General features: G+C 67.0%; 26 protein-coding genes and 1 tRNA gene. 16 read left to right on the top strand and 11 right to left on the bottom strand.

Going from position 1 to position 23,879, the window contains the following annotated elements; genetic code table 11:
• The first annotated feature begins 4 nt into the window (after positions 1–4).
• The 6 genes from BN984_RS14845 to BN984_RS14820 all read left to right on the top strand — a co-directional run bounded on the left by BN984_RS14845 (position 5) and on the right by BN984_RS14820 (position 4,131).
• A complete protein-coding gene (locus BN984_RS14845; RefSeq protein WP_008093651.1) occupies positions 5–847 on the top strand; it encodes an NOP5/NOP56 family protein in 843 nt (280 codons plus the stop codon).
• Entirely contained in the window at positions 844–1,506 is a 663-nt protein-coding gene (locus BN984_RS14840) for a fibrillarin-like rRNA/tRNA 2'-O-methyltransferase (protein WP_049968537.1), read from the top strand. Before BN984_RS14845 ends, BN984_RS14840 begins: the two co-directional genes overlap by 4 nt.
• Positions 1,507–1,663: 157 nt before the next feature.
• Positions 1,664–2,740, top strand: coding sequence for a glutamate--cysteine ligase (locus tag BN984_RS14835; protein WP_049968536.1), 1,077 nt, complete (start codon positions 1,664–1,666; stop codon positions 2,738–2,740).
• Positions 2,741–2,807: 67 nt separating this feature from the next.
• Entirely contained in the window at positions 2,808–3,272 is a 465-nt protein-coding gene (locus BN984_RS14830) for a winged helix-turn-helix domain-containing protein (protein ID WP_004976627.1), read from the top strand.
• Between the two features lie 122 nt (positions 3,273–3,394).
• Positions 3,395–3,895 (top strand): phosphopantetheine adenylyltransferase, encoded by a 501-nt coding sequence (locus tag BN984_RS14825; RefSeq protein ID WP_008093648.1) that lies wholly within the window; start codon positions 3,395–3,397, stop codon positions 3,893–3,895.
• A 29-nt stretch (positions 3,896–3,924) separates the two neighbouring features.
• Positions 3,925–4,131 carry a hypothetical protein gene (locus BN984_RS14820; RefSeq protein WP_008093647.1) on the top strand — a complete coding sequence of 69 codons (207 nt, stop codon included), beginning with the start codon at positions 3,925–3,927 and terminating at the stop codon, positions 4,129–4,131.
• A gap of 4 nt (positions 4,132–4,135) precedes the next feature.
• Here BN984_RS14820 and BN984_RS14815 read toward each other — a convergent pair whose 3' ends face one another.
• Positions 4,136–4,444 carry a cyclin family protein gene (locus BN984_RS14815; protein WP_004976640.1) on the bottom strand — a complete coding sequence of 103 codons (309 nt, stop codon included), beginning with the start codon at positions 4,442–4,444 and terminating at the stop codon, positions 4,136–4,138.
• 106 nt (positions 4,445–4,550) lie between these two features.
• On the opposite strand from BN984_RS14815, the gene BN984_RS14810 reads away from it, so the two are divergent.
• Positions 4,551–4,633 (top strand) — tRNA-Leu (locus tag BN984_RS14810).
• 213 nt (positions 4,634–4,846) lie between these two features.
• Here the strand turns inward: BN984_RS14810 and BN984_RS14805 are convergent.
• Complete coding sequence (locus BN984_RS14805) at positions 4,847–5,047, bottom strand: hypothetical protein (protein ID WP_008093646.1); 201 nt, start codon at positions 5,045–5,047, stop codon at positions 4,847–4,849.
• A gap of 428 nt (positions 5,048–5,475) precedes the next feature.
• Here BN984_RS14805 and BN984_RS14800 point away from each other — a divergent pair, with 428 nt between their 5' ends.
• The 5 genes from BN984_RS14800 (at position 5,476) to BN984_RS14780 (ending at position 9,633) form a co-directional block, all read left to right on the top strand.
• Positions 5,476–5,838 (top strand): group I truncated hemoglobin, encoded by a 363-nt coding sequence (locus tag BN984_RS14800; protein ID WP_049968535.1) that lies wholly within the window; start codon positions 5,476–5,478, stop codon positions 5,836–5,838.
• 116 nt (positions 5,839–5,954) lie between these two features.
• Complete coding sequence (gene dacZ, locus BN984_RS14795; protein WP_008093643.1) at positions 5,955–6,764, top strand: diadenylate cyclase; 810 nt, start codon at positions 5,955–5,957, stop codon at positions 6,762–6,764.
• A gap of 1 nt (position 6,765) precedes the next feature.
• Positions 6,766–7,662 (top strand): mechanosensitive ion channel family protein, encoded by an 897-nt coding sequence (locus BN984_RS14790; protein ID WP_008093641.1) that lies wholly within the window; start codon positions 6,766–6,768, stop codon positions 7,660–7,662.
• Positions 7,663–7,936: 274 nt separating this feature from the next.
• Positions 7,937–8,482 carry a hypothetical protein gene (locus BN984_RS14785; RefSeq protein ID WP_181950701.1) on the top strand — a complete coding sequence of 182 codons (546 nt, stop codon included), beginning with the start codon at positions 7,937–7,939 and terminating at the stop codon, positions 8,480–8,482.
• A gap of 119 nt (positions 8,483–8,601) precedes the next feature.
• Positions 8,602–9,633, top strand: coding sequence for a sensor histidine kinase (locus BN984_RS14780; RefSeq protein ID WP_049913452.1), 1,032 nt, complete (start codon positions 8,602–8,604; stop codon positions 9,631–9,633).
• 30 nt (positions 9,634–9,663) lie between these two features.
• Here the strand turns inward: BN984_RS14780 and BN984_RS14775 are convergent, their stop codons facing one another.
• Both BN984_RS14775 and purD read right to left on the bottom strand, forming a co-directional pair.
• The gene (locus tag BN984_RS14775) at positions 9,664–10,206 is read right to left on the bottom strand and encodes an acyltransferase (RefSeq protein WP_049968533.1); all 543 of its coding nucleotides are present in this window, start codon (positions 10,204–10,206) and stop codon (positions 9,664–9,666) included.
• A gap of 90 nt (positions 10,207–10,296) precedes the next feature.
• Positions 10,297–11,583, bottom strand: a complete 1,287-nt coding sequence (gene purD / locus BN984_RS14770) for a phosphoribosylamine--glycine ligase (RefSeq protein ID WP_004976657.1) — start codon at positions 11,581–11,583, stop codon at positions 10,297–10,299.
• A gap of 177 nt (positions 11,584–11,760) precedes the next feature.
• Between purD and BN984_RS14765 the strand changes: the two genes are divergently transcribed.
• A complete protein-coding gene (locus BN984_RS14765) occupies positions 11,761–13,890 on the top strand; it encodes a thioredoxin domain-containing protein (protein WP_049968532.1) in 2,130 nt (709 codons plus the stop codon).
• Positions 13,891–13,905: 15 nt separating this feature from the next.
• On the opposite strand, the gene BN984_RS14760 is transcribed toward BN984_RS14765, so the two are convergent.
• Both BN984_RS14760 and BN984_RS14755 read right to left on the bottom strand, forming a co-directional pair.
• Positions 13,906–14,676 (bottom strand): hypothetical protein, encoded by a 771-nt coding sequence (locus BN984_RS14760; RefSeq protein WP_049968531.1) that lies wholly within the window; start codon positions 14,674–14,676, stop codon positions 13,906–13,908.
• 153 nt (positions 14,677–14,829) lie between these two features.
• Positions 14,830–15,210: a thioredoxin family protein gene (locus tag BN984_RS14755; RefSeq protein WP_049968530.1), complete on the bottom strand. Its 381-nt coding sequence runs from the start codon at positions 15,208–15,210 to the stop codon at positions 14,830–14,832.
• Positions 15,211–15,381: 171 nt separating this feature from the next.
• Between BN984_RS14755 and BN984_RS14750 the strand changes: the two genes are divergently transcribed.
• Entirely contained in the window at positions 15,382–16,302 is a 921-nt protein-coding gene (locus BN984_RS14750; protein ID WP_049968529.1) for a PLP-dependent cysteine synthase family protein, read from the top strand.
• A 21-nt stretch (positions 16,303–16,323) separates the two neighbouring features.
• On the opposite strand, the gene BN984_RS14745 is transcribed toward BN984_RS14750, so the two are convergent.
• From BN984_RS14745 to thiI, 3 genes are all read right to left on the bottom strand, one after another.
• Positions 16,324–16,776 (bottom strand): DUF5804 family protein, encoded by a 453-nt coding sequence (locus BN984_RS14745; RefSeq protein ID WP_008093626.1) that lies wholly within the window; start codon positions 16,774–16,776, stop codon positions 16,324–16,326.
• A gap of 42 nt (positions 16,777–16,818) precedes the next feature.
• On the bottom strand, positions 16,819–17,073 hold the full coding sequence (locus BN984_RS14740; RefSeq protein ID WP_008093625.1) for a hypothetical protein: 255 nt from the start codon (positions 17,071–17,073) through the stop codon (positions 16,819–16,821).
• Positions 17,074–17,269: 196 nt separating this feature from the next.
• Positions 17,270–18,445 carry a tRNA uracil 4-sulfurtransferase ThiI gene (gene thiI / locus BN984_RS14735; RefSeq protein ID WP_049968528.1) on the bottom strand — a complete coding sequence of 392 codons (1,176 nt, stop codon included), beginning with the start codon at positions 18,443–18,445 and terminating at the stop codon, positions 17,270–17,272.
• Between the two features lie 254 nt (positions 18,446–18,699).
• Here thiI and ppk1 point away from each other — a divergent pair, with 254 nt between their 5' ends.
• Positions 18,700–21,177 carry a polyphosphate kinase 1 gene (ppk1, locus tag BN984_RS14730; protein ID WP_049968527.1) on the top strand — a complete coding sequence of 826 codons (2,478 nt, stop codon included), beginning with the start codon at positions 18,700–18,702 and terminating at the stop codon, positions 21,175–21,177.
• 60 nt (positions 21,178–21,237) lie between these two features.
• Here the strand turns inward: ppk1 and BN984_RS14725 are convergent, their stop codons facing one another.
• Both BN984_RS14725 and cyaB read right to left on the bottom strand, forming a co-directional pair.
• Positions 21,238–22,446, bottom strand: coding sequence for a methionine adenosyltransferase (locus BN984_RS14725; RefSeq protein WP_008093619.1), 1,209 nt, complete (start codon positions 22,444–22,446; stop codon positions 21,238–21,240).
• Between the two features lie 127 nt (positions 22,447–22,573).
• Positions 22,574–23,131, bottom strand: coding sequence for a class IV adenylate cyclase (cyaB, locus tag BN984_RS14720; protein WP_008093618.1), 558 nt, complete (start codon positions 23,129–23,131; stop codon positions 22,574–22,576).
• A 114-nt stretch (positions 23,132–23,245) separates the two neighbouring features.
• Between cyaB and BN984_RS14715 the strand changes: the two genes are divergently transcribed.
• The gene (locus BN984_RS14715) at positions 23,246–23,761 is read left to right on the top strand and encodes a DUF6789 family protein (protein ID WP_008093617.1); all 516 of its coding nucleotides are present in this window, start codon (positions 23,246–23,248) and stop codon (positions 23,759–23,761) included.
• The last annotated feature ends 118 nt before the right edge of the window (positions 23,762–23,879 follow it).

Below are 23,879 nucleotides of genomic sequence, written 5' to 3'. Positions count from 1 at the left end.
CAGTATGACAGACGCATGGTTCGCCGGCGCGGACCCCGACGACCCCGAATCTGGGGCGACGCGAGTCCGAACGGGCCGCGCCTCCGCCCCCGCCGACTGGCCGGCCGAGGCCGTCGACGCCGGGTTCGCCGCCGACGAGACCGACTACTACGCCAAACTCCGCTCGGCGACGCTCGCCGCCGCCAGTGAGGCCGTCGCGGAGCGCGAGCGCGCCGACGACGTGCAACTCGCCCACGCCGTGCGCGCGATGGACGACGCCGAACGGACCGCGAACGAACTCGCCGAGCGGGTCGTCGAGTGGGCCGGCACGCTCTACGAGACCGTCCCGCGCGGCCTCGACGGCGTCCGCGACATCGCCGCCCGCGACCCGAAGACCGCCGCCGAAGAGCGCGTCGTCTCCTACGCAACCCGCGCGGTGGACCTGCTCGACGAGCGCGACGACCTCCGGGCGTTCATCGAAGAGCGCGCGCCCACGACCGCGCCGAACCTCGCCGAGATGGCCGGCCCGGTCCTCGCGGCGCGGCTCATCGCGCTTGCGGGCGGCCTCGAAAGCCTCGCCAAGAAACCGAGCGGAACGGTCCAAGTACTCGGGGCCGAAGACGCCCTCTTCGCGCACCTGAAGGGCCGCGCCACGTCGCCCAAACACGGCGTCATCTTCACTCACGAGTACGTCCGCGGGACGCGCCCGCAGGACCGCGGGTCGGCCGCCCGCGCGCTCGCCGGGAAGCTCTCTATCGCCGCGCGCATCGACCACTACTCGGGCGACTACCGGCCGGACCTGCACGCCGAACTCGCCGACCGGATGGCGACGATTCGCGCCCGCGCCGACGAGGAGGCCGACGAATGAGCGACGATTCCGCCGCCGGGGCCGAGGCCGACCTCCCCGAAGGCGTCGAGCGCCGGACGTTCGGCGGCCGCGAGCGCCTCTCGACCCGGGGCGCGCAGGTCTACGGCGAACCCGTGGACGCCGACGGCTGGCGCGCGTGGGACGCCGGGCGCTCGAAGCTCGGCGCGATGCTCGAACTCGGGATGGACACGGGTCTCGTCGGCGACGAGTCGGTCCTCTACCTCGGGGCCGCCTCGGGAACGACCGTCTCGCACGTCGCCGACTTCGCCGGGCCGACCTACGCCGTGGAGTTCGCGCCGCGCCCCGTCCGCGACCTCGTCGGCGTCGCCGAGGACCGCACCAATCTCTTCCCGCTCCTGAAGGACGCGCGCGACCCCGAATCCTACGCGCACGTGGTCGAATCCGGCATCGATTGCCTCGTCATGGACGTGGCGACCCGCGGGCAGGCGACCGTCGCCGTCCGCAACCGACAGTTCCTCGCGGACGACGGTCGGCTCCTGATGGCCGTCAAGGCGCGGAGCGAGGACGTGACCGCCGAGCCGGACGACGTGTTCGACGACGTGGTCGCCGAACTGGAATCCGCTTACGAAATCCTCGACACAGCCCGTCTCGACCGCTTCCACGCCGACCACCTCGGAATCGTCGCCCGGCCGAAGTAGACGGGCGGCGGCGTCACCGTCATCGCTCCGTCTGACGACCGTTCCGAGAGACCTGATTTTCGCCCGTCACTATCGTCCGATTCGCTTGCCCGCGGTCGTGCGACGCGTTCGCCGGCTCCCACGGTGTTTTTAATTCGGCGCAACTTACGCCGTTGCGATGGAACTAGGGTCGGCGGACGCCTTCGACCGAATGGGGACGCTCGGCGTCGAAGAGGAATTCTACATCGTCGATGCCGACGGCCGCCCCACCTCGGGTATCGACGACTTAGTCTACGGACCGGAGCCTCCGGAACCGCTCGCCGGACGACTCGACCACGAGCTGTTCAAGTTCACTATCGAGACGCAGACGCCGCTCATCGAGGCCCCCGACGAGGCCGGCGCGGCCGTCGAGACGGTCCGCGAGGCGCTCGTCGACCACGCCGCTGACCACGGCTACCGCATCGCCGCGGCTGGGCTCCACCCCGCCGCCAAGTGGCGCGAACTCGACCACGCGACGAAGCCCCGGTATCAGGCGCAACTCGACCGGATTCAGTACCCGCAACACCGGAATACGACCGCCGGCCTGCACGTCCACGTCGGCGTCGACGACGCCGACAAGGCCGTCTGGGTCGCCAACGAACTCCGCTGGTACCTCGCGCCCCTGCTCGCGCTCTCCGCGAACTCCCCCTTCTGGAACGGCTTCGACACCGGCCTCGCCTCCGCCCGCGCCAAGGTGTTCGAGAACCTCCCGAACACCGGCATGCCGACCGCCTTCAACGACTTCGAGGACTTCCTGCGCTTCGAGCGCCGGATGGTCGAGTACGGCTCGATAGACGACCGAGGCGAACTCTGGTACGACGTGCGCCCCCACACGGGCCACGGGACGGTCGAAATTCGCACCCCCGACGCCCAGACCGACCCCGAGCGCGTCGCCGACTTCGTCGAGTACGTCCACGCGCTCGTCTTGGACCTCGCCGACCGCTACGAGTCCGGCGAATCGGGAACGACGGTCCGCCGGGAACTCCTCGACGAGAACAAGTGGCGCGCGACCCGCTACGGGCGAGACACCGACTTCGTCGCCCCGGATTCCGAGGGCGTCGTGAGCCTCGAATCGTTCGTCGAAAGCGAGTCCGACCGCCTCGGCGTCGACGGCCTCCGGTCGCTTCTCGACGCCGAATCCGGCACCGCCGTCCAGCGACGGATTCACGGGGAGTCCGGGCTCGACGCCCTGTGCGAACACTTGACGCTGGACTGAGTCGCACGCCGACGACCGACAGGAAACATTTTTTAGCGCCCCAGTTTTGACCTTTGCCGTAGCACAAATGTCTGCGGACCAGAGCACAGAGGGGAGCGCGGAGTCGACGGACGAAGAACACTCGGGCGGCGCGGCCGACTGCGCCGTCTCCGAGTTCGACGATGGGTTGGTGGACCTGCTCGCGTGGATTCTCGACACGGAGACCCGCGCGCGAATCTACGTCTACCTCCGACAGCACCCCCACTCGACGAGCGAGGAAGTCGCGGAGGGGACCGGCCTCTACCCCAGTACGGTTCGGGAGGCGCTGGCCGAACTCACCGACGACGAGACGGTCGAGCGCCGCAAGCGGAAGAGTTCCGGCGCGGGCAACAACCCCTACGAGTACGTCGCAATCGCGCCGAGCGACCTCGTGAAGGGCGTCTCCGGACAGGTGCAAGAGCAGTTGAACGCCGTGTTCAACCTCGACCGCCACCTCGGTACCGACCGCACCGACGAGACCGAACCGGTCACGATTACGGTCCGCGAGGAGTAGCTCCGCAGTCTGCCGGCTGCTGCGGTGACTCGCTCGATTTCGGGGGCCCTTCGCTCGCCGCGGGTGCTCGTCCGTTAGGCTAACCCGACCCGCTTAAGTCGCGCCGCACCCACCGCGAGAGTATGCACGTCGCGCTGGGCGGGACGTTCGACCCTGTCCACGATGGACACCTCGCGCTGTTCGAGCGAGCGTTCGAATTGGGTGATGTCACGGTCGGACTCACGAGCGACGAACTCGCACCGAAGACGCGACACGTCGACCGCTACGTCCGGCCCTTCGACGACCGCAAGGCCGACCTCGAAGCCGAACTCCGACCGCTCGCCGAGGAGTACGACCGCGAGTTCGAGGTCCGCGAACTCGACAAACCGACCGGCATCGCGACCGAGGAGGGCTTCGACGTCCTCATCGTCTCGCCCGAGACGCGGGGCGGCGGCGAGCGCGTCAACGAGATTCGAGAGGAGAAAGGTCTCAAACCCCTCCGTATCGAGGTCGTCGAGCACGTCCCCGCCGAAGACGGCGAGCGCATCTCCTCGACCCGCATCGTCTCCGGGGAGATAGACCGCCACGGCAACCTCACGCCCGACCGCGAGGGTCGCGGTCGGACGCCCCCGAGCGACGAATAGTTTTCACGCTCACGGTCGTATCGTCGCCCATGCGACACCCGCTTTTCGCCAGCTTCGCCGTCGGCGTCGTCGCCGCGGTCCTCGTCGGCATCGCCGTCACCGAGCTGGCCGCTCGGTGGATTTTCTTCTCGCTCTTCGTCGGTATCCCGGCCGGCCTCGTCGCCGGGATCCTCGCCGTCGCGGTGACCTACGCGGTCTTGACCCGGCGGATGGCACCGACGCGCTCCTCGGAGTGACCGGCTACCAACTCGGAGGTCGGAAGCCGGCCTCCCGCAGGAGGTCCTTCCAGCGCTGTTGGATGCTGAGCCGCGACACATCCATGGCCTCGGCGACGGCGGTCTGCGAGCGCTCCTCGCCGGCGATGAGCGCGCCGGCGTAGAGGCTGGCGGCGGCGACGGCCTTCTTCGAGCGGTCCTCGTCGGGCAACTGCGTGAGAAACATGTCCGAGGCGTACGAGCGGGCCTCGCTACCGAGTTCGAGGCCGTCGGCGGCGGCGTCGATGCGGGCCAGCCACTCCTGATTGTCTCGCTGGTCTCGGGCGCTGTACATGGTCGTCGTTGCGGCCGCGGGAGCATAATCCCCGCGGCGAGCCCTCGTGACGTTTATATATCGGTGCGGGAAATGTCAGGCCGAAGGGCGAGCGTCGCCCGATTGCGCGCGGGTAGCCAAGTGGCCAAAGGCGCAGCGCTTAGGACGCTGTGGTGTAGACCTTCGCAGGTTCGAACCCTGTCCCGCGCATACCGTCTCGAACACCGTGAGAGACGTGTATGCAAGCAGAAGGGTTCGACCCCTACGAGACGAGCGCGGCGAGTCTCGGTCCGGTTCGAACCCTGTCCCGCGCGCTTTCTGTTGAAACTCGTCGTCGCTGATAGCGTTGAGACCGTGGCGAGTGGGGGGAGTGGGGAGTTCGAAAACAGCAGATAGACCGCCACTCCGGGGCCCGAGCCTTCGTCATCGAATTGTGTGCTCGCGGACCTCGATACTCCCGTTTTCAAGGACGGTGAGTTCGAACGACTCCGTGGTACCGACCGGCCGTTCCCACTGCACCGTTCCGTTCACCGCGACGGAGACCGTCTGGCGGGTCGGCTGCAACTGGTCGGTCAGGTCGAGGCCGCCGTTTCCACCGTCGTCGGAGAGCGTCTCATTGAACACCTCTTCACCGCCGGCTGCGACAGCAACGCGCCCTGTAAACCCGGCCTCTGGATAGAGTGACAGTCGGGTCTCGGGTGTCCGGTCGGTGAGCGCCCCCGTCCGCTCGGGCGTCGAGGTCGACTCAGTCGGAGACTGTGTGGTCGCCGCGGACGGAGACGTCGTTTCGGCTGTCGTCGTGTCGCGGGCCCCGATTCCCGAGCACCCCGCGAGAATAATCAGAAGAGTCGTTAGCACGACAGAGGTCGAGTTACGCATCTCTCTAATCACCAACATCACAACAGGCTGTCAAACCTCTTGTGGGGCCACCCAGACGCGGGGGATTCAAACAGAACGCCCTCTCATCCCGCCGCAGTCCCGTACTCCACGCTTAAACACCCCGAATACGTTCGGAGGAAATATTACCACCGAGCCGTCCAACTCCCCGACGAATGCCTGCGCAGTCACTCTACGCTCGCCTCGGCGGCCACGAGGCCGTCGAAGCAGTCGTCTCGGACTTCTACGACCGCGTCCTCGCCGACGACTCGGTCGCGCACTACTTCGACGACATCGACATGGTCGAACAGCGCGCCCATCAGGTCAAGTTCATCAGCGCCGTCGCGGGCGGTCCCGTCGAGTACGACGGGGCCGACATGCGGGCGGCCCACGACCACCTCGACCTCTCGGGCGAGGACTTCGACGCCATCGCCGAACACCTCGCGGCCGCGCTCGACGAAAACGGCGTCGCCCCGGAAGACGCCGATGCGATTCTCGACGAAGTCGCCGCGCTCAGAGCCCCGATTCTGGGGCAGTAAGCTCCGTTCGGCTCCATTCGGGGAGAATCAGTCGCCGGTTTCGACCGGCCGAATCGCGCACGCCACGCGTCAGACGCGACACAACCCTTTTTCTCACCCGGTGTGTCTCTCCACCAATGGCGGCGTTATCCGAGTTATTGGGCGACCTCGTGGCGGACGTCGATGGGCTGTTTCTGTTCACGCCGAGTCACTCCCACTACGAGCAGTTCGCTGAGACGGACGTTCCGACGGTGGTCATCGCGCCGGAGAACACGGTCGAAGCCGAGACGTTCGTGGAGCTGCCCCTCCAGTTCCAGAACGTCAAGGACCGCATCCGCTTCGGCGTCGAGGGCGCGATGGAACAGAGTATCGTCGAAGCGGGAGATACCATCGCCTGCAACGTCGGTGTCTTCGGCGGCGACCTCGACTCGCTCGTCCGGGTTCGCGTCGAGGAGAACATGCGGTCGGGCATCTACGACCTCTTTGCGAACTCCAGGGCGGACCCCGGCGTCATCCGCGACGTGTTCGAGGTAGCCATCGAACTGGGTAAGAAGGGGCAGAAGGGCGAACCCGTCGGCGCGTTGTTCATCGTCGGCGACGCGGGGAAGGTGATGAACAAGTCGCGGCCGCTTTCGTACAACCCCTTCGAGAAGTCCCACGTCTACGTCGGCGACCCCATCGTCAACGTGATGCTCAAGGAGTTCTCGCGGCTCGACGGCGCGTTCGTCATCTCCGACTCGGGGAAAATCGTCTCGGCGTACCGCTACCTCGAACCCTCGGCGGAGGGCGTCGACATCCCGAAGGGGCTGGGCGCGCGGCACATGGCCGGCGGCGCCATCACCCGCGACACCAACGCCACCGCCATCGTTCTCTCGGAGTCCGACGGACTCGTCCGGGCGTTCAAAGGCGGCAAGATGATTCTCGAAATCGACCCGGAGGCGTACTGAGATGCCGGGGCCCGTTTCGGCGTCCCTCGTCCACTCGTCGGCCGGTCCCGAGCCAGCGTCCACAGCAGCATCCGCGTCCGCGCCCGTATTCACGTTCGAGTCTGCCGCCCCGCTTCAGACGGTCGGCGGCGCCGTCGACGACATCGTCCGGATAGTCGGGCTCCGGTTTCTCGGCGTGCTCGCTATCCTGTTTCTCGGGTTGGTGCTCGCGTACGTCGCGGGGACGCTCGTCCGTCGACTCCTCATCAGCGTCGGCGTCCCCGAGGCCATCGAGGGAACCGCCTTCGAGCGGACCGCCCGCGACTTCGAGACATCGACGGTCGAAATCCTGTCGTGGCTGACGCGGTATTTCGTCCTCGGCATCAGCGTCTTCGCCGCTCTCTCGTTCGCCGGGGTCAACTACGCAGACCGCTTCTGGGGGCTCGTTATCGCCATCCTGCCGCAACTGTTCATCGCCATCTTGGTCCTCATCATCGGCGTCGTCGTCGGCGACAAGGTCGAACTCCTCGTCGCCGAGCGGTTCCGCGCGGTCAAACTCCCGCAGGTGAACGTCCTCCCGTCGCTCGCCAAATACACCGTCTTCTTTCTCGCCACGCTGGTCGCGCTCTCGCAGGTCGGCGTCGCCACGCTCGCGCTCATCGTCCTCCTCGCGTCGTACATGCTGGGGCTCATCGTGCTCAGTGCCGTCGCGTTCCGCGACCTACTCCGCTCGGGCGCGGCGGGGACGTACCTCCTTTTCACCCAACCGTACAGCATCGGCGATGAAATCGTCGTCGGCGAGGTCAGCGGCGTCGTTCAGGAACTCGATATGTTCGTCACCCACGTCGAATCCGAGGACACTGAGTTCGTCATCCCGAATGCCCGTGTCCTCGACAAGGGCGTCGGCCGTGTTCGATAGGTAAACAATCTCGACGACTGATGTTTTCGGAAATTTTGTCATACCGTTACCATAACAGTTTAGAAGTGGTCCGAAGATTGTCTCATATCGGCTCCCCCTGAAGACGATGACGGAGAACCTCCCCACCCTCGACGTTACTGCCCCCTCAACCCGAGCGTTTGAGGTTGCAGAGACGCTACTTCGAGGGTTTCACTTTCAGGATATGCGGGAGACACATCTTCTCAGCTGCGACTTCGACGCCGCGATGACCGCCGCGGAGCGTGCGGTACATCATATGTCCGAGGCGTTCGTCGCCGAGTTTCCCGACGTTCCCGCCGAGCGCGCCGAGCGCGCCGGCGAACTGTTCATGCGCGCGCTCTTCCTCCAGGACGAAATCGAAAACCGAGACGCCTTCGAGGCCTGCTTCGAACACGACGTCCCACCCGGAGCGTTCGTCTCGTCCGTTCCCGCCGACTCCGAACCGGACGCGATAAACGACGACCCGCGGTGGCGGGACGTTCGAGAACTCCTCGGTACCGTCTGTGACGAACTCGACATAAACCCGGAATACGCGACGCTCCACACCCGATTTTGGCGACTCCACGGACAGGAGGTCGACGGCTGGGAGACCGTCGCTCGGCGGGCCCACCGCATCAAAGTCGCACGGATGGCCCCCTCGGCCGACGGCGAAACCGTCGATAACCTCGCACAGTATTTCGTCGTCGGCGTCACCCGTCACGACGAGTGGGTCCGAGAGAGCCCCGAGCGCGATGTTTCTTCCGCAATCGACATCGTCGCACACTATTACCAACGGCTGTTCGACCTCAGAGACGAGTCATAAAGGGGTCATAAACCAGGCATAAACGAACACCGTTAGTGAAATACAACTGATACATTTTCGGTGGTGAAACGACCGCCGAAAATAAGTATTGGTGGTAGAATTATCTCTGCAGACCGAACATGGAGGATACCGACCCGGAACTGTATCGCGAGGCTTTCCGAAGTGCGGATATCCCCATGTTGATTGCGGATACGAATTTCGCTTTTCGTGACATTAACGACGCCGGATTGGAGTTCCTCGGCTACGACTACGACGACATCGTCGGCGAGTCGGTCGGACTCATCGCCGCCGACGAGGAGATATACTACGAAATCGTCGAGCAGATGATCGCCGGCGAGACGTGGTCCGGGGAGTTCATGGCGCGGCGGAAAGACCAGCAGGTCGTCTACGGACAGGGGTTCGCCAGCCCGATGGTCGTCGACGGCGACGTGGAGGGGTTTCTCGCCTTCTTCGTCGACACGACCAAACAGCGCCGCTACGAGAACGCCTCGGAGGTGCTCAACCGCCTCCTCCGGCACGACCTCCGGAACGAACTCAACGTCGTCTACGGCTACACCCAGCAGGTCGCCAGCCGAATCGACGACGAGCAGGCGCTGGAGGAACTCGACCTCGTCCAGGAGAAGGTCCTCGAAATCGTCCATAAGTCCGAGCGCGCCCGCGACCTCCGCGAGCACCTCGAACGCTCCCACGACGTGTCCAACCACCCGGTCCGCCTCGACGTGGTGTTGAACAACAAAATCGTCGACGCCATGATAGAGTTCCCGGACGCCGAGTTCGAGTTCGGGTCGTTCCCCGAGGTCGAGGTCATCGGCGACGACCTCCTCGGCGAGGCCATCGAGTGTCTGCTCGAAAACGCGGTCATGCACAACGACAAGGAGACGCCGCGGGTCGAAGTCTCGGCCGACCGCGACGGCGGCTTCGTCATCGTCCGCGTCGCCGACAATGGCCCGGGGGTCCCCGAGGAGCACCGGGACCTCATCTTCGGCCGCGAGGAGTACGACCAACTGCACCACGGCACGGGTATCAGCCTCTTTTTCGCCGACAACGTCATCTCGTCGTACAACGGCACCATCTGGGTCGAAGACCGCGAGGACGGCGAGGGCGCGGTCTTCTGCGTCCGTCTGCAGGAACAGTCCACGGTGGACGACTGACCGCGGGCCGCGGGCCGCGACGACGACCGATTACGCTCCGTCAGTCTCGTCGCCGGACATGGGTCTCGCGGGCACGCCGGCGACCGTCTCTCCCGCGGGCACGTCACGCGTGACGAGCGAGTTCGCCGCGACCTGCGCGCCTTCGCCGATGCGGACGCCCGGCAGGATGGTCGCCTTCGCGCCTATCATGGCGCGCTCGCCGACGACGACCTCGCCGGTCCGGTACTCGTCCTGCAGGAACTCGTGACAGAGGATGACCGAGTCGTAGCCGATGATTGCGTCGTCTTCGATGGTGATGAGTTCCGGCCAGAACACGTCGGGGGTCGCTTCGAGGCCCCACGAGACGCCCGCCCCGACGGTGACGCCGATGCGCCGGAGCGCCCAGTTTCTGACCCGGAGCGACGGCGCGATGCGGGCGACGAGGACGAACACGTAGTTGAGCATCACGCGCCAGACGGGCTTGGCGTCGGTCCAGTACTGCAGCGAGTTCCGCGGGCCGGGCGTCGGGTGGTGCTGGATTCGGTCGTGTCGGCGGGCGTCGCTGTCCGCCGGTGCGGCATCGTCGTCGGTCACGTCCGTCGATTGGGCCGCGGAGGTAAAAGCGCCCTCGCCGCGGCGGCGACGAGAGAACTAGAACATCGGTCTCGCCGGGTCGGTTGCCGCTTACTCGCCGCGGAGTTCGGCCATGTGGTCGATGCGGCGCTGGACGAGCGCCGCCGTGCCGATGTCGTGGCGGATGTGGAAGCCCTCGCCGGCGTCGGCGAGCGCATCCTCCGCGAGCTCCTCCGCTTCGGCGATGCTGTCGGCGACGCCGACCACGGCGAACGACCGGGAGGTCGTCGTGTAGAGGCCGTCCTCGCGGTCGTCGACGCTCGCGTAGAACAGCAGCGCGCCAGCGTCCTCGTCCACTTCGACCGTGATTTCCGCGCCGGCTTCGGGGTCCGTCGGGTAGCCCTCGGGGACGGCGTACTTACAGACCGTCGCGGCCTCGGCGAAGTCGAGTTCGGGTAGTGATTCGCCCTCGCGGGCGGCCGTGAGTACGTCGATGAAGGGCGTTTCGAGGACCGGCAGGGTGTTCATCGCCTCGGGGTCGCCGAAGCGGGCGTTGAACTCGATGACCTTCGGGCCCTCGGTCGTGAGCATGAACTGGCCGTAGAGGATACCCTTGTAGTCGGGGAGCGCCTCGACGACGGCCTCGATGACCTCGACGGCGGCCTCGTAGTCGCCGTCGGCCATGAACGGCAGGGACGGCGTCACGTCGGTGTAGCTTCCCATGCCGCCGGTGTTCGGCCCCTCGTCGCCCTCGTAGGCGCGCTTGTGGTCCTGCACGGCGGGGCTGACGCGGAACTCGCCGTTGGCGACGAACGCCTGAATCGTGAACTCCTCGCCGACGAGGCGCTCTTCGAGGACGACGCGCTCGTAGTCCGAGTCGCGGAGGTACGCCTTCGCCTCCTCGGGCGTCACCTGGTCGCCGATGACCTTCACGCCCTTGCCGCCGGTGAGGCCCGCGGGCTTGACCGCGAGGTCGCCGTCGTAGTCGTCGATGTAGTCGCAGGCGGCCTCCATGTCGTCGAAGGTGGCGAAGTCGGGGTTGCCCGGAATCTCCTCGTCGCGCATGAACTGCCGCTGGAACGCCTTGTCCGTCTCGATGCGCGCTTCGGCCGCCTGCGGGCCGAACGTGTAGACGCCGGCGTCGTCGAGGGCGTCGGAGACGCCCGCCGCAAGGCCGGACTCGGGGCCGACGACCGCGAGCGTCGCGCCGACCGACTCGGCGTAGGCGACGATGTCCTCGGCGGCGGTCTCCGAAATCGTCTCGAAGTCCTCGGCGAGGGCGGCGATGCCGGGGTTTCGGTTGCTGGCGCAGGCGTACAGGTCGCAGTCGGGGGCCAGCGCGCGGGCAATCGCGTGCTCGCGGCCGCCGCCGCCGACGAGAAGGACGGTCTCGCTCATGGTCGCATACCCTGCGCACGGGAGTGTAAAGATTGCTCTTTATCGGCGGCGAAATAGGCACGATTGTGGTTATTCACGGTCGCCAACGAGGGAGACCCGCTGTCCCACCCGCACCCCGAGTCGGCCGCGTCGGCCGTCTCCACGCCGCTTTAGTTCCCGGAGCGCCGACTGCGACGCATGTCCGACCCGGTGGGACGCAACCGACTCGACGAGGAGCAGAGCCCGTACCTCCGCCAGCACGCGGACAATCCGGTCAACTGGCAACCGTGGGACGAGACGGCGCTCGACGCCGCCCGCGAGGCGGACAAGCCCATCTTCCTCTCGGTCGGCTACTCGGCGTGCCACTGGTGTCACGTCATGGCCGACGAGAGCTTCTCGGACCCAGACATCGCCGAGGTGCTCAACGAGCACTTCGTCCCCGTGAAAGTCGACCGCGAGGAGCGCCCCGACCTCGACCGCATCTACCAGACCATCTGTCAACTCGTCACCGGCGGCGGCGGCTGGCCGCTTTCCGTCTGGCTCACGCCCGAGGGCAAGCCCTTCTTCGTCGGCACGTACTTCCCGCCGGAGCCCCGCCGCGGCGCGCCCGGCTTCCGCGACCTCGTCGAGAGTTTCGCCGAGTCGTGGCGGACCGACCGCGACGAGATAGCAAACCGCGCCGAGCAGTGGACGAGCGCCATCACCGACCGACTGGAGGAGACGCCCGACGTACCCGGCGAAGCCCCCGGCTCGGAAGTCCTCGACAGCACTGTGCAGGCGGCTCTCCGCGGTGCGGACCGCGACCACGGCGGCTTCGGTGGCGACGGGCCGAAGTTCCCCCAACCCGGACGTATCGACGCTCTACTCCGCGGCTACGCCGTCTCCGGTCGCCGCGAAGCGCTCGACGTGGCGCGGCAGAGCCTCGACGCGATGGCCAACGGCGGCCTCCGCGACCACCTCGGCGGCGGCTTCCACCGCTACTGCGTCGACCGCGAGTGGACCGTCCCGCACTTCGAGAAGATGTTGTACGACCAGGCCGGCCTCGCCTCGCGGTACCTCGACGCCGCCCGACTCACCGGCAACGAGTCCTATGCGACCGTCGCCGCCGAGACGTTCGAGTTCGTCCGCCGCGAACTCACCCACGACGACGGCGGCTTCTTCGCCACCCTCGACGCCCAGTCCGGCGGCGAGGAGGGCACCTTCTACGTCTGGACGCCCGACGACGTGCGCGACCTCCTCCCCGAACTCGACGCCGACCTCTTTTGCGACCGCTACGGCGTCACGCCCGGCGGCAACTTCGAGAACAAGACGACCGTCCTGAACGTCTCGGCGACGACCGCCGAACTCGCCGACGAGTACGACCTCGACGAATCCGAGGTGGAAGACCGCCTCGAAAAGGCCCGGAAAGCCCTGTTCGCCGCCCGGGAGGGGCGCGAGCGCCCCGCCCGCGACGAGAAGGTGCTCGCCGGCTGGAACGGCCTGATGATTTCGGCGTTCGCGCAGGGGTCGGTCGTCCTCGAAGACGACTCGCTCGCTTCCGACGCCCGCCGCGCCCTCGACTTCGTGCGCGAGCGCCTCTGGGACGACGAGACCGAGACGCTCTCGCGGCGCGTGATGAACGGCGAGGTGAAAGGCGACGGCTACCTCGAAGACTACGCCTTCCTCGCGCGCGGCGCGTTCGACCTCTATCAGGCCACCGGCGACCTCGCCCCGCTCTCGTTCGCGCTCGACCTCGCGCGGGCGACCCGCCGCGAGTTCTACGACGCCGACGCGGGCACGCTCTACTTCACCCCCGAGAGCGGCGAGTCGCTCGTCACCCGGCCGCAGGAGCCGACCGACCAGTCCACGCCGTCGAGCCTCGGCGTCGCCACGTCGCTGTTCTTGGACCTCGAACAGTTCGCGCCGGACGCCGACTTCGGCGACGTCGCGGACGCGGTCCTCGGCTCGTTCGCCAACCGCGTCCGCGGCAGTCCGCTCGAACACGTCTCGCTCGCGCTCGCCGCCGAGAAGGCCGCCAGCGGCGTCCCCGAACTCACCATCGCGGCCGACGAGGTCTCCGACGAGTGGCGCGAGACGCTCGCCTCGCGGTACCTCCCCGGCCTCGTCGTCTCCCGTCGCCCCGGCACCGACGAGGAACTCGACGCGTGGCTGGACGAACTCGGACTTGACGAGGCCCCGCCAATCTGGGCCGGCCGCGAGATGGCCGACGGCGAACCCACCGTCTACGCCTGCGAGAACTTCACCTGCTCCGCGCCGACCCACGACCTCGACGAGGCGCTGGCGTGGTTCACGGCGGGCGAACCCGCAGGTGCGGCCGAAGACGACTGAGACGGCGCTTCCGACTCAGAGCCGCGTTCCGTCGTACCGCCGCCGCAACGACCGAACCGTTTTTGCGACTCGCTCGGCGCGCTCGCGGGTCACGCACGGGACGACTTTCTCACCCGTCGGCGTGTCGAAGACGAGCGTCGTTTCGTCGACGATGTCGAGACGCCGCGCCGAGAGCGCGGAACAGTGGGTCCGACTCCGCCGCCCGTCCAGCGTCGATTGCACGATTGCCGTGGTGTCGAAGCGGTAGGCGTGGTCGTCGGTCTCCCAGCGCTCGTGGACCAGCGACGCCACGAACACACCGACCCGGTCGGCGAGCAGTTCCTGAATCGACGCCACGACCGCCTCGGGGAGCGGCGGCGACTCGCCCCAGAGCATCGACTCGTGGGGAATCGTCGTGAGCAGGTCGTCGCCGCGGTCGTCGAGGAGCGCGAGGCGAAACACGAAGTGCTCTCCGACCATCGTCGTCGCGGCGTCGAGAAGCGCGAACAGCGCATCCTCGCCGTCGCGGTCGAGAGAGAAGACGCGGGTTCCGCCGTCCGGGCGCTCGGGGTCGAGCGCGTCGACTGCCGCGAGCGCACTGGAGCATCGCTCGATGCCGTCTTCTCCGTACTCCCCGTTGAGGCATCTCTCGTCGAGTTCCGCCCGAACCGCGCTTGCGACGGGGACGGCCTCGGCGAACACCGGGACGAGGTCGCGGCGGTAGTCGTCGCTGTCGAGGTGATAGCGCCGTGATTCTTCCCCGTTGTCCGGGCGCTCACCGCGGTCTCCGCTGCGCTTCTCAGACATCTGTTGACTCCCGAGACAGCTGCGCTCGTCGCATCGCATCGCCGTACCCGCGGGTGTCCTATCACGGTTTCGGCGGGATTCGATTGACTCGGGGGATTCGACTGCGTGGGCGAATTGGGTGAGTTCGAGAAAACGAAGAACCGGAACAGACGCTCAGTTCGAGAGCCGCTCTGCGAGGTAGGCCGCAATCGGAACGTCTTCTTCCTCCACGAAGCGGGCGACCTCTTCGCCGTCGAGTTCGACGACGACCGTCGGGATGAGTTCGATGTCGTACTCCTCGACGAGCGGGCCGACTTTCGAGCCGTCGTCGGCCTTTTCGACGGGGTAGTGGTCGATTCGCTCGGCGGGGACGCCGGCGGCGTCGAGGGCCGCCGCGAAGTCGGGAAGCTGTCCGCGGCAGTCGCCGCACCAGTCGCCGCCCCAGACCTTGAACGTGTACTCTTCGGCCGCGAGGGCGTCGACCACGTCGGGGTAAGAGGCCGCGTCCCACGCGGGGTTCGGTTGCATCGTTTCGAGCGTCTCGGCTTCGGCCATGCGCCGGTGTACCGGGCGAGCGGATTTAACGGGTGCGCTCGCGGCGGGGCTCGCCGCCCGCGCTCGGCGGTGGCGCGACGGTTCGGTGGACGGTCCCGTACGCCCCCGAGACGGTGGCCGTATCGTCCGCCTCCGCCAGTCGTTTAGTGTCGCACCGTCAACGGAGGGTCGATGGACGACAGTATCCTCGACGCTATCGGGTCGCCGCTGGTCCGCGTCGACTCTCCCGAGGGGTCGACAATCGCGGCGAAGATAGAGTCGAAGAACCCGGGCGGGTCGGCGAAGGACCGCCCCGCGCTGGCGATGGTCGAGGCGGCCGAGGAGGCGGGCGACATCTCGCCGGGCGACCACCTCGTCGAACCCACGTCCGGGAACACCGGTATCGGACTCGCCGTCGTCGCGGCGGCGAAGGGCTACGACCTGACTATCGTCATGCCGGACTCGATGTCGCCCGAGCGCCGCGAAATCATGCGCGCCTACGGGGCGACCATCGAACTCGTCGAGGGCGATATCTCCGCCGCGAAGGACCGCGCCGACGAACTCGAAGCCGAGGGCATGTACCAGCTCCGGCAGTTCGAGAACCCGGCGAACCCGGAGGCGCACTACCGAACGACCGCCGAGGAGATTCTCGAACAGGTGGGCGACCGCCGCATCGACGCCCTCGTCGCCGGCATCGGCACCGGCGGCACGATTTCGGGCAACGGCCGCCGCCTCGTCGAGGAGTTCCCCTCGATGCGCGTCGTCGGCGTCGAACCCGCCGAGAGCGCCGTCCTCTCGGGCCACGAGGTCGGAAACAACGACTTCCAGGGGATGGGGCCGGGCTTCGTCAGCCCCAACCTCGACACCGACCTCATCGACGACGTGGAAATCGTCGAACTCGCCGAGGCCGAGGCCGAGTGTCGTCGCCTCGCCCGCGAGGAAGGCATCCTCGTCGGTCAGTCGTCGGGCGCGTCGCTCCTCGCGGCCAAGCGCGTCGCCGAGCGACTCGCCGACCCCGACGCGGACGAGGAAGACCGACCGCTCGTCGTGACGGTCTTCTGGGACTCCGGCGAGCGCTACATGTCGACCGGGATGTTCGACGCCGAGGAATAGCGGTCTCTCGACGGCCGGCTCTCACCGACCGAACTCGTCTTCCGCGACTCTGACGACGAGCGTCCGCTCCACGTCTCTGAGGTCGTAGTCGGGAACCGAGCCGTCGACGCGCGTCACGTACATCGGCTCGACGAGGCGACCGTCTTCGACGCCGTAGATGGCGAGGTGGTCGCCGGTGTCTTCCGGCTGGACCTTCCCGTCTCGAATCTGTCGGGCGAGGTCGCGAGAGAGCCACTCGTCGGCCGAGACGGAGGGCTCGCGGACCAGCGAGAAGTCGGCGAACCGGACGAGATACCAGTTGAGATCGTTGAGAAGCGAGACGGCTGCGCCGAGACTGACCGTATCGACCGAAAGCGAGTTGTCGAACGGTTCTGCGATGTCGTAGGTCGAAAGCGCCGCGCGGGCGGTGTCGCGCGACAGCAGTTCGTACTGGAGGTGGACGTCCTCCGCGCCGACGATACAGACCTGCGTCACGTCGAGAGGGAGGGTCCGGACTCGGTAAAGCGGTTCCGGTACTCAGGCGGTCGATTCCCACTCGGCGGCGCAGGACTCGTCGCAAAAGACGACGCGCTCGCGTTCGAGGGTTATCTTACCGGGCTGATCGATGTCTCGCTCGAGGAGGACCTGGTAGTGGGCTTCGCTCATGTCGACGCGGGCGCGGCAGGCCGCGCACCGTTCGACGGTGTCGCTCCAGTCGGTCCGCGACGCCCGGTGGCTGACGCGCCACTCGGGGCCGGGATGGCCGTGACCGGGATGCGATGTTTTCGACATGAGAGAACCCTAGCGCTCACGGTAAATAAAGCCATTTTTGTGCAATTGTTCATTCGAAACGAATCTAAACGTTTGAAGAATCGTGACTATGTTGGTCGTTTGCACGGTCCGTTTGTGCGTCGGTATCGTGTCTCGGTGAGGCTGGTGACAACCGGGTTCAGAATGTGCGCTCGGCCTCCACTCCGCGCTCCCGCGCTCACTCGCCGTCGGGCGACACGACGACCCGCTCGCGGGCGGCCTCGACCGCGAGGTCGAACAGGTCGTCGGGCTCCGCGGCCTCGACGGCCGACAGCGAGGCGTTCGTCTCGGGGAAACTTGGGGCGACGCGCTCGCAACCGACCGGGAGCGTCGAGTCGTCGTAGGTGCCGAGGTCGCGGGCGGCCGCGACGATATCGGTCTTGTCGCGGGTCAAAAGCGGGCGGTGGATGGGGTAGTCGACCGCGGCCTCGGTGACGGCGAGGTTCTCGCCGGTCTGGCTCGATTTCTGACCGAGCGACTCCCCGGTCACGATTGAGTGGGCGTGCTCGTCGGTGGCGACCTCGGCGGCGACGGCGAGCATCGCGCGCCGAAGCGAGAGCATCCGGGTGTCCTCGACGGTCTCCATCAGTCGCTCGACCACGTCGCCGGCGGGGACGACGTGGACCCGCATGTCCGTGTTCGGGGCGCGGCGGGCGATGGTCCGCACCGTCTCGATGGCTCGCGCGCGGTGGTCCGCACCGCCGTAGTCGCCCAGGTCGACGTAGACGGGGACGATTTCGCAGCCGCGGCGCATCAGCTCCCACGTCGCCACCGGCGAGTCGATGCCGCCGGAGACGAGGGAGACGGCTCGCCCCTGCGTCCCGAGCGGGAGTCCGCCGGGCCCGTCGAACCGCCGCACGGAGAGATAGGCCGTCTCCTCGCGGCACTCGATTCGGTAGGTTCGGTCGGGGTCGTCGAGGTCGACGGGCGCGCCGGTCGCGTCGACGACGGCGCTCCCGGCCTCGCGTTCGAGGTCGGAACTTGTGAACTCGTGTTGGTCGGCGTCGCCGACGCGGTCGGCGTCGACGGCGAAACTCGCCCCGTCGGGGTGGTCGGACGCGAGGGTTCGGCAGACCGTGACGATGTCGTCGAGAGTGGGGTCGCAGGCGACGCAGGGCCGCGCCCAGACGACGCCCGGCACCTCGGCGCAGGCGGCCGCGACGGCGTCGGCGTCGGCCGCGTCGCGGACGAGCAGGCGGGACCACTCCCGCTCGACGCGGCCCGAGAGCGAGCGGTCGTCGAGGACCGCTTGGAGGTTCGTCCGCAGTTTAGCCTCCATCTTCGCCCGGACGCTCGAACTCTTCGTGCCCACCTCGCCGTAGCCGACGAGGACGACGTGCGCCGTCTGATTCACGGTCGACGTTCTCCGCGGGAACCCTTCAGCGTCTCGTTTCGCGGGGCGTCCGCGCCCGACTCGACGCGACTCCCTCCGGCGCTATTAGTGTTATATATCTGTACATAGTACAATTTACTGAACCGTAGACAGACGGCGAAACAATATAAACCGCTTAATAGATTTCACCCCGTTTCCCTCTCGTACAACCGCCGACCGCCCCGCGGCCGCTCTCGACGAACAACTGCCGCCACTTCGATGCCCATTCGATGCCAATGACCGACGAGTCGCCAGCCGATATCGACCTCGCAGCCCCGCAGTACTATCTTAACCGCGAGCTGAGCGAACTGGAGTTCCAGTCCCGCGTGCTCAACGAAGCGCTCGACGAACGGAACCCGCTTCTCGAACGGGTCCGCTTTCTCTCCATCTTCACGAAGAACTTAGACGAGTTCTTCATGAAGCGCGTCGGCGGGCTGAAACAGCAGATAGACGCCGGCGTGACGGAGCGGACGACCGACGGCCGGACGCCCCGCGAGCAGTGGGAGGAGGCCATCGACAAGGCCCGCCCCATGTTCGAGCGACAGGCGGCGTGCTACCGCGAGGAGATTCGGCCGGCGCTCGCCGACGCGGGAATCCGCGTCTGCGACTACGACGAGCTGACGCCCGACCAGCGGGCGGAGATGCGCGACTACTTCGAACTCTCGGTGTTGCCGACGCTCACCCCGCTGTCGTTCGACCCGGCGCACCCCTTCCCGTTCATCTCGAACCTCTCGCTTTCGCTCGCGGTCGTCACCCGCGACGACGACGGCGACCAGACGTTCACGCGCGTGAAGATTCCGCAGAACCGCCCGCGACTCGTCGAAGTCGAGACCGACGGCGACGAGCTTCGGTACGTCCTCTTAGAGGAGGTCATCCGCGCCAACCTCGACCTCCTGTTCCCGAACGTCGAGGTCGTCGACACCGCGGTGTTCAAGCTGACCCGGAACGCCGAGGTTCGCCGGAACGAGGAGGTCGCGGAGGACCTCATCGACATGATAGAGGAGGTGCTCGAACAGCGCCGCTTCGCCACCGTCGTCCGCCTCGAAATCGAGGCCGACGCGCCCGACGCCGCGCGGGACCTCCTCGTCGAGCAGTTGGACCTCGACGACCGCGAGGTGTTCGAACTCCGCGGGCCGCTCGACTACCGCGAGCTGATGGACCTCACGGACCTCGACCGCCCGGACCTCTCGCTGGAGTCGTGGACGCCGCAGCCGCACCCGCGGTTTTCGGACCTCGACGCGACCGACGCGGGCATCGGCTCGGGCGCGTCTCCCCCCGAGACAGCCGCCGAGGACGGCGATACCATCTTCGACGAGATTCGCCGCAAGGACGTGCTGTTGCACCATCCGTACCACTCGTTCGGCGACACCGTCCAAGAGTTCCTCGACGAGGCCGCCAACGACCCCAACGTGCTGGCCATCAAGGCCGCAATCTACCGGACGGCGTCGGACTCGAAAATCATCGAGGCGCTCATCGACGCCGCCGACAACGGCAAGCAGGTCGCGGCGATGGTCGAACTCAAAGCGCGGTTCGACGAGCAGAACAACCTCGAATGGGTCCGCCGCCTCGAAGAGGAAGGCATCCACGTCGCCTACGGCACCATCGGGCTGAAGACGCACACGAAGACGGCGCTCGTCGTCCGCGAGGAGGAAGACGGCGTCCGCCTCTACTCCCACGTCGCCACCGGCAACTACCACTCCGGGACCGCGAAGGGCTACGTCGACCTCGGCGTCCTCACCGCCGACCGCGACATCGGACAGGACCTCGTGAAGGTGTTCAACTTCTTCACCGGCCCCTCGTTGGACGAGGAGTTCCGGAAGCTCCTCATCGCGCCCGTGACGATGCGAAACGAGTTCACGAAGTGCATCCGCCGGGAGGCCGAACACGCCCGCGCCGGCCGCGACGCCCGCATCGTCGCCAAGATGAACGCGCTCGAAGACCCCGGCATCGTCGAGGAACTGTACGAGGCCTCGATGGCCGGCGTCGACATCGACCTGCTCGTCCGCGACATCTGTCGGCTCCGCCCCGGTCTGGAGGGCGTCTCGGAGACCGTCACGGTCCGGAGCGTCGTGGACCGCTTCCTCGAACACTCCCGCATCTTCTACTTCGAGAACGCGGGCGACCCGGACTACTACATCGGCTCCGCCGACTGGATGACCCGCAACCTCGACAAGCGCGTCGAGGCCGTCGCGCCCGTCGAGGACACCGATATCCGCGAGCAGTTGCGGTTCATCCTGGAACTCGGCTTCGCCGACAACCGGAAGGCGTGGGAGATGCACGCCGACGGCACCTACGACCAGCGCGACCCGGGCGACGGCCACGAGATTAGCATGCAGAAGATTCTGATGGAGCAGACGCTCGCGGCGTCGAACACGCCCGGCGTCCACCGCGGTATCTCGGCGTCCCACCCCGACGTGCCCGAGACGCTCCTCGTGGAGTCCGACCCGTCGGTGATGGCTCCCCGAGACGGCGCGGCGACTGAGGATGCGGACGAGGATGAGGGCGAGGACACCGAACCCGTCGTCGAGGCGGGCGCGGGCGCGCCGAAGAACGGCGACCCGCAGCACGTCCTCGACGACTTCCCCGAGAAGTGGTACGTGCCGAGCAGTCGGCACTACGAGTACGCGGTTCGGACGCCGGACGGCGACCGCGACTACCGGAAGACGGCCGAGGCGGCCGCGCGACTGGTCGAGAAGTACTACGGCGAGGAGTAATCGCACCGCCCTCGTGGGCGAAGCGGTGTTCTGTTTTCGCGCCCTTGCGAGTCGCGCCGATTAGAACGTGCTGAGTTCGCCTTCGATGGTCCGACGGGTGATGTCGGTCACGTTCGCGAGTTCGCGGTCGACGATGGCGACGACCTCGTCTTCGATGTCGGCGACGGTGACGCCCTCGTCCGTGATGACTTTCGCGTCGGCGACGTGCGGCTCGTCGATGGGGCGGCCGATCTGCGAGAGCAGGCGGACCTGCAGGTCGCGGATGCCGTCGACCTCGGCGACGACCGTCTCGGCGATGTGGGTCGAAAGCAGGTTGTAAATCTTCCCGATGTGGTTGACGGGGTTCTTGCCGGAGGTCGCTTCCATGCTCATCGGGCGGTTCGGCGTGATGAGGCCGTTGGCGCGGTTGCCGCGGCCGACGGAGCCGTCGTCGCCCTGTTCGGCGGACGTGCCGGTCGTGGTGAGGTAGATAGAGCCTTCCTCGTAGTCGTCGGCGGTGTTGACCTCGACGTTGACCTCGCGGTCGGTGTAGTCGGTGGCGAGGTCGGAGACGAACTCGCGGACGCCGTCGACGGCGGCGACGTAGTCGTCGATGTCCTCGATGTGTTTGTCGACCATGGCGGCGGCGACGGTCACGTCGATGACGTCGCCCTCGCGCTTGCCCATGAGCTTGATGTCCTGTCCGAGTTCGGGGTGGTCGTCGCCGTAGGCCGCGCCGTTGAGGGCGCGCTCGGCTTCGAGGACGATCTGTTCCGTCTCGGTCAGGGGGGCGTGGCCGACGCCGAAGCTCGTGTCGTTCGCCATGGGGACCTGTTGGGTCTCCTCGCCGAACACGTCCTGGAGGTCGCCGGAGCCCTCGCCGAGCTTCACGTCGACGATGATGTCCGTGCCCACGTCGAGCCCGGGGATGTTCTCGTTGAGGTACTCGCGGGCGGCCCGGAGCGCCGTCGAATCGACGGGAATCTTCTCGCCGTCGTACTCCTTCGTGGCGCGGCCGACGATGAGGAGATAGATGGGTTCGATGACCTCGCCGCCGCCGAAGGCGGGCGCGGCCGTGCCGGCGACGAGCTGGGTCTCGTCGGTGTTGTAGTGAAGCACCTTACCGACGCGGTCGAGATAGAGGTTCGAGAGGGCGCGGGAGACGCTCTCGGCGATACCGTCGGAGATGGAGTCAGGGTGCCCGATGCCCTTTCGCTCGACGATTTCGACCTCCTGGTCCTCGACCGCGCGCTTGTCGGCGGATTCGAGGCGGATATTTCGGTCGCTCATTGGCGGGACGTACCCGGCGGGCGGTTCTATAACTTGCGGAAACCTTTGGCCACACTCGTATTACCTGAGAGTATGCTCGGGCAGTATCTGCCGAGAGAACGGACGCCTGCGGGAGCCGACGACCCGACTACTCCTCGGGCGCGCCCAGCAGCATCCCGAGGTAGGAGGTCCGAATCTGGTCGTCGGGGTCGAGACCGAGGTCGCGGAGGACGGCGAACGCCCCCTCGCGGGCGTCGTCGAGGCCGGATTCGACCTCGACTTCGACTTCCACGAACTCGCCGAGTCCCGCCACCGAATCGAGCGAGACGGTGTAGCCGTCGAGGGCGAACCGCTCGCGGTCCTTCTCGACGGTCGCGGCGGGGTCGAAGCCGACGGCCTCGCAGATGGCGTCCATCGTCTCGCCGTCCTCGACGCCCGTCTCGTACTCCCGGCGGGTCTTCGACGACTCGTCGACGAGCGGTCCCTTGTAGGTGACGACGGTCTCCTCGTCGGCGAGGTCGCCGCCCTCGTAGCGCGACTCGCGCCGGAGTCGAAGCGCCTCGTCGGTCTCGGCGAAGTCCCTGTGCGGGGCGTCGTAGTAGGTGTCCGTCTGGGCGACGCGGTTGACCTGCTCGGCTTCGGTCGCGTCGAGTCGCTCGCGAACCGCGTCGTGGTCCGCGCGGACCTTGACCTCGACTTCGTACATGCTTCGACCGGCGCGTCCGGGGGGCAAAAACCTCGGTGACTCGCGGCGGCGACCCCTCAGTATCGAGGTATTTGTTACCTTTTATCATGCAAGACCGCGTAGTACGACGGGAGTATGAGCCAAGAGACGCCGAACCCGGCCACCGCAGTAGAACAGCGCGTCGGCGAGGCCGCCGACTACGAAATCACGGGTCGCGTCATCCTCACTGCGATGGCGAGCGGGTTCGTCGGGACGGTGTTGATGCTGCCCGTCCTCGTCGCCATCCCCGAACTGCTCGGTCTCTTCACGACCGAGCCGATTACGCGATTCGCCGGGATGGCGGCGTTCTTCGGCTACGAACCGACGCTCGCTCTCGGGGCCTTCCTCTTCGGCATCGGCGGGGTCATCGTCCTCCCGGTGACGTTCGTCGTCGTCGGGGCGTTCCTCCCGCCGGAGTCGCCGGAGTACCTCCGCGGCGTGTCGTTCGCGACGCTCTACTGGGTCGGGTTCGTCCCGGCGTTTTGGCCGCAGGCCGACGCGTTCGTCATCCTCTCGTTCCTCGTGTTCTCGCTTCTGGCCCACTGGGTGTACGGCCTCTCGCTCGGCTACCTCCTCGACCTGTTCGCGGGAATCCCGCAACACGAGGTCTGAACGGGCGTCACCGGCGGTCGGGTCATCGTGGGCTGTCGTCGCCCGCTGTCGACCGCGCACCGAACTCCACCTGTTTTGTTCTTACTGCCTTTCCCCGTGAGCGACCGGAAACGTCCGC

Origin of the sequence: Haloferax prahovense (genome assembly GCF_000723845.1) — an archaeon.
GTDB classification, from domain to species: domain Archaea; phylum Halobacteriota; class Halobacteria; order Halobacteriales; family Haloferacaceae; genus Haloferax; species Haloferax prahovense.
Note: the sequence above shows the minus strand (reverse complement) of the source record. Positions and strands in the feature narration are given on the sequence as shown.